Raw genomic sequence first — 10,747 nt, 5'->3', positions numbered from 1 at the left:
GCAGTATGTCTCCTTGCCTGTTGCTTTTATTGTTGCTTTTGCCTTTCTTTCTACTTTCTACTTTCTACTTTCTACTTTCTACTTTCTACTTTCTACTTTCTACTTTCTACTTTCTACTTTCTACTTTCTACTTTCTACTTTCTACTTTCTACTTAAAGAGGTATGTTTCCGTGTTTCTTGGCGGGACGCACTTCTCTTTTTGAAGCGAGCATGTCAAATGCATCGACTATTCTCGGCCTTGTAGCTGAGGGCTCTATTACATCGTCGATGTAGCCTCTCTCTGCAGCTTTGTACGGCGTTGCAAATTCGGCATCGTATTCTGCCATTTTTCGGGCCCTTGTCTCTACTGGGTCATCCGAGTTTTCTATTTCTTTTCTGAATATGATGTTTGCGGCGCCCTGCGACCCCATTACTGCTATCTGCGCGGTTGGCCATGCGAGAACCAGGTCTGCTCCAAGGTGCTTTGATGCCATTGCAAGGTAGGCTCCACCATAGGATTTTCTTACTACAATAGTAACCATTGGAACCGTTGCTTCGCTGTATGCATAAAGAAGCTTTGCTCCGTGGCGTATTATTCCTCCAAATTCCTGTCCTGATCCGGGAAGGAATCCGGGGGTGTCTACGAGGGTAAGCAGCGGTATGTTGAATGCGTCGCAGGTCCTTATGAACCTTGCGGCTTTGTCGGATGCATTTATGTCAAGGCATCCCGCAAGAACTTTTGGCTGGTTGGCTATTATTCCTATACTCTGACCATTTATTCTGGCGAAGCATGTTATCATATTCTTCGCGTAGTGCTTTTGGTATTCCATGTAGTCCCCGTCATCAATCACATCTGCTATGATTTCATACATGTCGTATGGTTTGTTGGGGTTGTCAGGTATTATTGTGTCAAGAGCCGGCACAAGCCTGTTGAGGTCGTCCTGTGTTTCTACAAACGGAGCTTCTTCCATGTTGTTTGATGGAAGGAATGACAGCAGTCTTCTTATCTCTTCTATACACTCTTCGTCTGTCTGCGCCTTGAACTGGGCCACTCCACTTTTTGTGTTATGGGTTGTGGCTCCACCAAGGGCTTCCGCTGTTACGCTTTCGCCTGTTACTGCTTTTATGACTTGTGGACCGGTTATGAACATCTTTGATGATTCTTCAACCATGAATATGAAGTCCATTATGGCCGGCGAGTATACGGCTCCGCCTGCGCATGGTCCCATTATTGCAGATATTTGAGGTATTACTCCGGATGCAACTGTATTTTTGAAGAATATGTCTCCGTACCCGCGTAGTGCGTCTACTGCTTCCTGTATTCTCGCGCCTCCGGAATCGTTTATTCCAACTACAGGGGCTCCGACTTTAAGTGCATTGTCCAACACTTTTACAATTTTTGCTGCGTGCATTTCTCCAAGGGAACCGCCTATTACTGTGAAGTCTTGTGAAAATGCATATACAAGCCTTCCTTCGACTTTCCCGTATCCGGTTACTACTCCCTCTCCGGGCGTGTTGATCTTTTCCATCCCGAAGTTGTTGCATCTGTGCTTCATGAATGCGTCCAGCTCTACAAAGCTTCCCTCATCAAAAAGCAATCCAATGCGTTCGCGCGCCGTCAATTTCCCTGATGCATGTTGCTTCTCGATGCGCTTGATGCCACCTCCAAGCATTACTTTCTTTTTATTCTCTCTTAGTTGCTCTAATTTGTTTATTGCCATTCCTGGGCCTCCCATTAATTATGTGTCGGATTTACCTTTCCGTAAGTTCAAGCAATATTCCATTTGTGCTTTTAGGATGAACAAAAGCTATTTTAGCGCCACCGGCACCATATCTCGGCTTTTCGTCTATCATGCGAACGCCTTTTTCCATAAGGTCGGCAATCGCTTCTTCAATATTTTCGACTCTCAGTGCAAGATGCTGAATTCCCTCGCCTTTTTTCTCAATATGCTTTGCAATTGGCCCATCTGGCGATGTCGACTCAAGCAGCTCAATCTCCGAATCGCCCGTAGGAAGAAATGCCACCCTCACCTTTTGTTCTTCAACAACTTCTGTTCCCTCAGCTTTCATTCCAAGGGCTTCATAGAATTCCAAAGCTTTTTCCAAATCTTTTACAGCTATTCCAATGTGATCGATTTTAAGAGCTTTCATCATTTTCCTCCTCATTAATTCAAATTTCAAATGGGCGGCGTTTGTCTCTTGCCATGCAGGTCAAAAGCTTGCCGCTTTTTATTTCATTTCATTAAATATCATTTCTCGAGCCGTATATGGATCCACCTCACGCGATGCAACCATTCCGGATAATTCATTTATCCTTTCTTCCCTTTTAGAGTTGTCAAGCAAAGTATTCATCAAGCGCTGCTGTATCAAATCAATTATTTCAAATTTGCAGTTGGCAATTCTTCTTTCCTTGAATCCACCGGTTTTTTTCATATGATTCATGTGATTATTTATACCTTCAATAATCTCTTCAATACCTTCATTGTTTATCGCAACTGCCGGTATAACAGGCGGTTTCCATTCACCTTTGTTAAAATCAAGCATCATTTTAAGCTCTGTGATTGTTCTCTTTGCTCCATCCCTATCAGCCTTGTTGACTGTAAAAACATCGCCTATTTCCATAATTCCCGCCTTGATGGCCTGTATATCGTCACCTAGTCCCGGAACCATTACCATTAGAGTCGTATCACAGGTCTTAACTATATCTATTTCGGATTGGCCTACACCCACGGTCTCGATGAAAATATAGTCAGCTCCATACACATCCAAAACCTTGACCGCGGACCTTGTCGCTTCCGACAAGCCGCCTAGACGCCCCCTGGCACCCATGCTTCTTATGAAAACACCGGGGTCTGTATTCAGGTCTCCCATGCGAACCCTGTCTCCCAGGATTGCTCCTCCCGTAAACGGGCTAGTCGGGTCTACTGCTATGATTGCGATTTTTTTGTTCTGCTTTCTTAAATGCTTTACCAGCTTATCAGTAAGCGTACTTTTACCCGCTCCCGGGGGTCCCGTAATTCCTATGACATATGCTTTTCCGGTATGTTCATATACATCCTTTAGAATATCAATGGCTTCGGCTTCATTATTCTCAATCATTGTTATTAATCTTGCCGCCGCCCGTTTGTCTCCTTTTAACAATCGCTTCTTTATTTCCACTTTTTCACCACCTGATAGATTGACCAATTCGACCTGAAATTACAATCAACAATCTCATTGGCCGCTTACGCGGCCAATGCTTGTTTGCTATCTTCTTTTTATGTTGCTTCTTATATATTCAATGGTTGTGTCTGTAAGTGTTCCAGGGGTGAATATTTCCGAAATGCCTTTTTCCTTTAGGAAAGGTATGTCCTCGCCCGGAATTACACCTCCGCCTACAACAAGTATGTCGTCAGCATCCTCAGCTCTTAGTAATTCAACAATCTTAGGCAACAAGGTGTTGTGAGCTCCCGACAAAATACTTACAGCTACACAATCCACATCCTCTTGGATGGCTGCATTCACTATTTGCTGAGGTGTTTGTCTGAGTCCTGTATAGATAACTTCCATTCCCGCATCTCTTAAAGCCCTTGCAATTACTTTGGCTCCCCTGTCATGTCCGTCAAGACCGGGTTTTGCCACTAATACTCTAATGGTTCTTTCCATTTCAATCGTCCTCCCGTTTCCTATATTCGAACCGACTGTTGATATTCACCAAAAACATCTCTCATGACCAAGCAAATCTCTCCAAGCGTAGCATAGGCTTTTACCGCATCCAATATTAAAGGCATTACATTATCATCACATTCACATGCTTTTCTTAATAACTCAAGCTTGATTTTAACATCTTCATTATCTCTTTCGGCTTTAAGCTCCTGCAATTTTTTCTTTTGCCCTTCGCCTACTGACATGTCAACCCTAAGCAAGCCCTTGGGTGGTTCTTCTTCTATCATGAATTCGTTCATGCCAACCACTACTGCGTTCTTTGACTCGATATCCTTTTGGCATCTATATGCAGCATCCATTATTTCCTGTTGAATATATCCATTGTCGATTGCTTTGGGTGCTCCCCCAAGCTCGTCGATTTTTTTGATATAGGCATAGGCCTGATCTTCAATGTCCTTTGTTTTACTCTCTATGAAATATGATCCTGCGAACGGGTCAATCGTATTCGTAACGCCGCTTTCATGGGCCACTATCTGTTGGGTTCTGAGTGCTATCCTTACAGAATCTTCGGTCGGAAGCGCAAGTGCTTCGTCTCTCGAATTGGTATGCAATGATTGTGTCCCTCCAAGAACTGCGGCCAGTGTTTGAATCGCTACACGCACAATGTTGTTGTCAGGCTGTTGAGCTGTCAGCGTAGAACCTGCAGTTTGCGTGTGGAATTTAAGCATCATTGATTTTGGATCCTTAGCATGGAACCTTTCCTTCATTATCCTTGCCCAAAGCCTCCTAGCAGCTCTGAATTTGGAAACCTCCTCAAGCAAATCATTATGTGCATTAAAGAAGAACGAAAGCCTCGGAGCAAACGTATCCACATCAAGACCCGCCGCAATGGCAGCCTCAACATATGCAATCCCGTCCGCCAATGTAAATCCAACTTCCTGCGCCGCTGTTGATCCGGCTTCTCTTATGTGGTATCCCGAAATACTTATTGTGTTCCACTGGGGAACATTCGCAGAACAGTATTCGAATATGTTTGTTATAAGCCTCATGGATGGTTCTGTGGGGAATATATATGTACCTCTTGCAATATACTCCTTTAGGATATCATTCTGGATGGTGCCCCTCAGCTTGTCCATTGAAACGCCTTGCTTCTCTGCAACGGCTATATACATTGCCAACAGAACCGCTGCGGGCGCGTTGATGGTCATGGATGTGCTAACCTTGTCGAGCGGTATTCCGCCGAACAATATTTCCATGTCCTTTAACGAGTCTATTGCAACCCCTACTTTTCCAACCTCTCCTTCGGAGAGTGAATGGTCGGAGTCATATCCTATTTGAGTCGGAAGGTCAAAAGCAACTGAAAGGCCGCTTCCTCCCTGAGCCAGCAACATCTTATATCTTTTATTGGATTCTTCTGCCGTTGCGAAACCGGCATACATCCTCATCGTCCACAGACGGCCTCTATACATGGTCGGCTGGACGCCGCGAGTATACGGATACTGTCCAGGGAAACCTATATCATCCATAAAATCGATGTCTCCCATATCAGCCGGAGAATACAGCCTCCCTACTTCATCGCCTGAAGCAGACATGAAATTTTCTTTGCGTTCGGGACGTTTCTGAATTGCCTTTTGAGTTGATTCTTCAAAAGACTTCGCCTCGTTTTTAATGTCATCAAGCTTATCCCTGTCAAACATGATGTTCCTCCTTTGGATTTTAAAGCTATATGTTTTTATTCCCGAAAAAATCTATGAGTATCGCCTATAATATATCATAAATATAAGAGCCTTTTTTCTCTCGCTTTAAAAATATACTTGTATACATACTTATTTTGAAAGATTTTATTCAAAACGCCATGTGTATAATTTAACAATTGTATACGATTTGGCAATCGCTTGAAATCATTGCTGTCACGGTTATCCTTCGCCCTTATGCACAATGTTTCAACCGCGAAACCCTTCCCCTTCAAATATATGCTCTTATTCCAAAGGATAAAATCAACGTTTTAGATTGAATTTTGCATCATTTATTTCATTTTCCATCAGCCATCAGAGATATTCAAAAGCTCGCGGCTTTTGAATATCTCAAATCCGTCGCATCAGCAATGCAAAATATACAATGTAGCATATATTACATTGTATATTAAACTTGTAGTTATCACAACATTACATTTTTTTCGGGATGTTCTTTTATAAGCACATCTTCATCACTGTAGCAAACTGTTCTCCACCTACCTCGCCATTTTAATGCCATATTCCTTTTGAAAACCTTCATTAATATGTAAACGCATTAAGCATAAGGGTAAATAGAACCATTCCCAAAAGTGCAAAGGGATATGTAGCTCCATAGCCAGCCGCAGGATCGTCGCTCTCCGCGGCGTCTATAGCCGCGCCCAAACCCGGAGTAGAGGTCATTCCTCCGCAAATGGCGCCGGAAAGCATAATCCAATTTATCTTAAACACGTATCTTCCTATCAAAAAACCAACCGCCATGGACGCCGTCCCGATAATCAAAGCCGAGAGAGCCAATCCAACGCCCGATTCATTCAAGGCCGCAAATACAGCGTAGCCGTTGCGCAATCCGACTATGGAAAGAAAGAAGGCCAATGATATTTGTCTAAGTACGCTTAGGAAGTAACTGTCCATTCTGAAAACAAAGGGTCCAAACCTCCCAATGTGTCATAACCCGAGCGCCGCGAACAAAACGCCTCCCGTTGAGCCCAATGTAAACTTACCCAAATTGCCAATAGGCAATCCGCATTTTCCAAAGGCATATCCCACTAGGCATACCAAAACAAGTCCGCTAAAAAGCGCTCCCGAAACGCCTACTTTGAATCTGCCCAAGGCAATTTTACCAAGCAGGAGTCCAAAAAACGCAGACGCGAATATTAAAATGAATGGATTCATTAGCATTCCGTTAAAGCTTTGTCCATTAACCTAAAACGGCATGAAAGCTTTCGCTTCCATGCCAAATCAAGCCCCTCTATTTTCCAGAAGCTTTTTCTTCTGCCATCTTTAAAAATGCTTTCTTTTCTATAATGAATCTACTGTGAGTGCCTTCTCCTATCTTATCTTTTTCGTCAAAAGCCTCTACCTTGAAAACAAGTTTTTTTCTGTCCATTTCTATAAGTTCCGCATTGGCAATAACTTTCATCCCCACAGGCGTTGCCGCTAAGTGCTTTATGTCCAAGTGGGTACCTACAGTCGCATATCCATCCGGCAAGAATGGATCAACAGCATTCAGCGATGTGTTCTCTAAAAGTCCTACCATCGCAGGTGTAGCATATACCTTAACCCCGCCGCTCCCATAGCTTGCAGCAGTCTGATTCTCGTCTACGATGATTTCCATGCTCGCTTTCATTCCTATTTTTAAATTAAAGTCCATAAGGCCCTCCCTTTTTATTCATTTCTATAAACAACTCCGGCATGAAGTTCATGCCGGAGACGTGTTTTAAGATTCTTCACCGGATGTTTTTTCTAGATCTTCTTTTTCTTCCGATTCCGATAATGATTCTTCTTCTTTTATGCTTTTCATTGCCTTTCGGCTGGCTTCTGGATCTCTTATTATTTCAGCGATTTTTCCGTTTTCATTTTCATCGCCGTACAATTCCATGAATTCCTTTTTCCTCTCATCTTCGATTTCTTTGGTTGCTTCTTCCGGGTTAGCCATGAATTTCTCAAAGTCGTTTCGGAAAATATACTCAAATTCTTCCGAATTGATTGTCTCCCTTTCAAGAAGCGCTTCAGCAATCTGATGCAACTTATCCACATTTTTCTGCAAAAGCTTCATTGCCTGGTCATAGGATTCATCCATAATTCGACGTATTTCCTTGTCTATCTCATAGGCTACCTCTTCAGAATAATTCTTCATCGTTGCCAAATCCCTGCCAAGGAATACCTCGTCACCATTTCCGTAGGTCATTGTCCCTAGCTTTTCGCTCATTCCGTAATGCGTAACCATTGCTCGGGAAATCTCAGTAGCGCGTTTTAAATCATTCTGGGCTCCGGTGCTTATATCATGCAGAATCAAGGATTCCGCCACACGGCCACCCAAAAGTATGATCAAACGCTTTTCCATTTCGGACTTCGTGGCATAGTACTTGTCTTCCTTGGGCAATTGCATCGTGAAACCACCAGCTCTACCCCTTGGAATTATTGTAACCTGATGGACAGTATCCGTGTCGGGCAACAATCTGGCCAAAACAGCATGTCCACCCTCGTGGTATGCTGTAAGTCTTTTTTCTTTGTCGCTGATTACCCTGCTTCTTTTTTCCGGTCCAGCTATAACCTTCGTTATGGCTTCCTCTATTGTACCCATTTTAATGGTCTTGCTGTCTACTCTTGCAGATAGCAGAGCCCCTTCGTTTAAAAGATTTTCCAAATCAGCGGGCGTAAATCCCGGCGTTCTTCTTGCAAGCACTTTAAGGTTTACATCCTCATCGAGAGGCTTGTTCTTAGAGTGAATTTTCAATATGGCCTCACGGCCCCTAACATCGGGTACCCCTACGCTTACCTGTCTATCGAATCTTCCAGGCCTCAGCAAAGCCGGGTCAAGTATGTCCGGTCTGTTGGTGGCTGCAATGATTATGATTCCATCGTGGTCTCCGAATCCGTCCATATCTACTAGGAGCTGATTTAGGGTTTGTTCCCTTTCATCATGTCCACCGCCTAGACCCGCGCCTCTTTTTCGTCCGACTGCATCGATTTCATCAATGAAAACAATGCAAGGAGAACTCTTCTTGGCTTGCTCAAAAAGGTCTCTTACCCTCGAAGCTCCTACTCCAACAAACATTTCAACAAATTCGGATCCGCTGATGCTGAAAAACGGTACTCCCGCTTCTCCCGCAACGGCTCTCGTCAGATATGTTTTTCCTGTTCCCGGAGGACCAATCATAAGTACGCCCCTTGGAATACGCGCACCTAGTTCAATATATTTTTTCGGATTCTTCAGAAAATCAACTATTTCCTTGAGTTCTTCCTTTTCCTCGTCAAGACCGGCTACATCGTCGAAACTGATTTGCTTTCTATCATCTTCTTTGTGCAGTTTGGCTTTGCTTTTCCCGAATGACATAACCTTTCCGCCGCCGCCCTGAGACTGGTTCATGAATACAAACCAGAACACTACGAAAATCAGAACCATGAATATCGATGGAAGAATATCTATAAACCATGGTGTCTGAACGGGAGGTTCTCCTGTCAACTTGATCTGTCCGGTTTCCAATCCCGGAAGAATGTATCTTGCTACAAACGAATCCGTAGCAATCACTTTGGGAATATAGGCGGCGAATGTTGAACCATCGCTCTTGAGAACGCCTATGATTTGGTTTTCATTTAAATTGATTTCCTGGACATTGTCGTTTGTAAGTTCATTTATTAACCCAGACATATCCAAGGTTTTTTGTTCCTGCGGCGCTCTTCCGTAAAACTGTACAATCATAATTATTATGATGAATACTAGTATATAGAAGCTTGCACCTTTAAAATACTTTCTCAAAAATATACCCCCTTCACATGCATTAAAACTTGCGTCTTTTCATTCTAACACATTTCATTTTTCATAACAAGCTTGCCGAATCGTTATTTTAAGCATGTTTTTAGTGTCTGAATCAGTCTTGTAAAGTTCACTCATCCGATACCCGGCAACCCAAATAATTTCATTTTCATCGCAAAGAAGCAACACTGAATCACGCTTTCCTTTTTCAACTTTTTCATCAATCAGAAAGTCCTTTAGTTTTTTTGTCCCCTTCATCCCCAGGGGAGAAAATCGGTCTCCCATTCTCCTGTTTCTTACCCTAAGCGATTCACTATCAACTTTGCCTGCATCTATGAAAACAGTCCTATCATCCATTCGCATATTAAATGCTTGTGAAAAAGGAACCACTTCCATTTCAATCAGATCGCCTGTTTCCTCAATGTAAAGTGTTTCCCCTATCTTGAGTACATATTCGAAGTCCGCCGTTGCTTGGCAAACCTCCTTTATGGAAACATCAATTAGGTTTCCTTGTATAGTCACATCAATTGATCCCGGAAATTCAATCGTCTTTTTAGCCGAAGTCCTTTCGATTGCATTTATCGCTGATAAAACGCGTTCACCTGTTATATTTATCAGATTTCCCTTGGCAATTTTAATGGCAAGCCTCAGTATTCTCGTTTTTACTGCCCTGTGCTCTCGATCAAAATCTTTCCTCGCAATAGAAACCCTTCCACCTTCATAAATTTTAGCCATTTCATCAAATGCCTTTGCCGCTTCATTTTCGATGAAGTCACTGTCAGTCCTTAGCATATCCCCCATACGATAAAGCGAATCTATTATTTTATTGTTGAAATTCTCCTCGATGTAGGGTAAAAGCTCCAGCCTGATTTTATTTCTTGTATATACCGGTTCAAGGTTGGTAAGGTCTGTGCGCGGATTCAATTCATTTCTTACGCAGTAACGCTCTATCTCGAACCGTTTAAAAATCAATATGGGCCGAACGAACAGGTTATCCCTTTTATGCTCTATGCCTGCAAGACCCTTAAGACCTGTACCCCTCATCATGCGCATCAATATAGTTTCCGCCTGATCGTTCCGGTTTTGACCGAGGGCTATGCATCTGCTATTGTTATCTTTTGCTACCGACATAAATATATCGTACCTTATTCTTCGTCCAGCCTCTTCTATGGAAATTTTCCATTTTGCAGCCATACCTGATACATCCCTTTCAAAGGAAAGGCATTCCAGTCCGTTTTGTCTGCAAAACTCAGAAACGAACAATGCATCTCTTACAGAATCTTCTCCCCTTAGCAGATGGTTGAGATGCACGGGTATCAATATTAAGTCCCATTCTTCCTTGAGTCTTAAAAAGAGAGAAAGCATGCAAATAGAATCCGGCCCTCCTGAAATACCCAGAACAACCGTATCCCCTCTTTTTAGCAATCTTTTTTCAATTATGTTTTTCTTAAATCTTTCAAGCATGTCCATTTTCTATTCTCCTGAAATATCAAGTTTCCCAATCAAAATGCTTGGCGATCCCACATGTCCCGATCCAGGCATTATGAATTTCAAATCACTGCATATGGTTTCTATATCCATAAGCATCTCGAAAAAATTGCCGGCAATCGTTATTTGATGGACGGCATCGGTT

General features: G+C 42.8%; 9 protein-coding genes and 1 pseudogene. All 10 read right to left on the bottom strand.

Features of this window, described 5'->3' with window-relative positions; translation table 11 throughout:
- Positions 1-152 precede the first annotated feature (152 nt).
- Entirely contained in the window at positions 153-1,700 is a 1,548-nt protein-coding gene (locus JJE29_07990; protein ID MBK5252553.1) for a methylmalonyl-CoA carboxyltransferase, read from the bottom strand.
- A gap of 31 nt (positions 1,701-1,731) precedes the next feature.
- The gene (gene mce, locus JJE29_07985) at positions 1,732-2,133 is read right to left on the bottom strand and encodes a methylmalonyl-CoA epimerase (GenBank protein MBK5252552.1); all 402 of its coding nucleotides are present in this window, start codon (positions 2,131-2,133) and stop codon (positions 1,732-1,734) included.
- Between the two features lie 75 nt (positions 2,134-2,208).
- Complete coding sequence (gene meaB, locus JJE29_07980) at positions 2,209-3,138, bottom strand: methylmalonyl Co-A mutase-associated GTPase MeaB (protein MBK5252551.1); 930 nt, start codon at positions 3,136-3,138, stop codon at positions 2,209-2,211.
- An 87-nt stretch (positions 3,139-3,225) separates the two neighbouring features.
- Positions 3,226-3,624, bottom strand: coding sequence for a cobalamin B12-binding domain-containing protein (locus tag JJE29_07975; protein MBK5252550.1), 399 nt, complete (start codon positions 3,622-3,624; stop codon positions 3,226-3,228).
- A gap of 20 nt (positions 3,625-3,644) precedes the next feature.
- Positions 3,645-5,321: a methylmalonyl-CoA mutase family protein gene (locus JJE29_07970; protein ID MBK5252549.1), complete on the bottom strand. Its 1,677-nt coding sequence runs from the start codon at positions 5,319-5,321 to the stop codon at positions 3,645-3,647.
- A 576-nt stretch (positions 5,322-5,897) separates the two neighbouring features.
- Positions 5,898-6,536, bottom strand: a pseudogene (locus JJE29_07965) (hypothetical protein).
- Between the two features lie 70 nt (positions 6,537-6,606).
- Entirely contained in the window at positions 6,607-7,008 is a 402-nt protein-coding gene (locus JJE29_07960) for a thioesterase family protein (GenBank protein ID MBK5252548.1), read from the bottom strand.
- A 66-nt stretch (positions 7,009-7,074) separates the two neighbouring features.
- Positions 7,075-9,117, bottom strand: coding sequence for an ATP-dependent zinc metalloprotease FtsH (gene ftsH, locus JJE29_07955; protein MBK5252547.1), 2,043 nt, complete (start codon positions 9,115-9,117; stop codon positions 7,075-7,077).
- 54 nt (positions 9,118-9,171) lie between these two features.
- Complete coding sequence (tilS, locus tag JJE29_07950; GenBank protein ID MBK5252546.1) at positions 9,172-10,584, bottom strand: tRNA lysidine(34) synthetase TilS; 1,413 nt, start codon at positions 10,582-10,584, stop codon at positions 9,172-9,174.
- A 3-nt stretch (positions 10,585-10,587) separates the two neighbouring features.
- A partial coding sequence (locus tag JJE29_07945) for a TldD/PmbA family protein (GenBank protein ID MBK5252545.1) occupies positions 10,588-10,747 on the bottom strand: 160 nt, incomplete at its 5' end.

This window comes from Peptostreptococcaceae bacterium (assembly GCA_016649995.1).
GTDB lineage: Bacteria > Bacillota > Clostridia > Peptostreptococcales > BM714 > BM714.
The sequence above is the reverse complement of the archived record's forward strand: the minus strand, read 5'-3'. Positions and strand labels throughout refer to the sequence as shown.

Excerpts from the sequence above, each read along its gene's own strand:
- JJE29_07990 (MBK5252553.1), bottom strand. The coding sequence starts at position 1,700 with ATGGCAATAAACAAATTAGAGCAACTAAGAGAGAATAAAAAGAAAGTA.
- mce (MBK5252552.1), bottom strand. The coding sequence starts at position 2,133 with ATGATGAAAGCTCTTAAAATCGATCACATTGGAATAGCTGTAAAAGAT.
- JJE29_07975 (MBK5252550.1), bottom strand. The coding sequence starts at position 3,624 with ATGGAAAGAACCATTAGAGTATTAGTGGCAAAACCCGGTCTTGACGGA.
- JJE29_07970 (MBK5252549.1), bottom strand. The coding sequence starts at position 5,321 with ATGTTTGACAGGGATAAGCTTGATGACATTAAAAACGAGGCGAAGTCT.
- tilS (MBK5252546.1), bottom strand. The coding sequence starts at position 10,584 with ATGGACATGCTTGAAAGATTTAAGAAAAACATAATTGAAAAAAGATTG.
- JJE29_07960 (MBK5252548.1), bottom strand. The coding sequence starts at position 7,008 with ATGGACTTTAATTTAAAAATAGGAATGAAAGCGAGCATGGAAATCATC.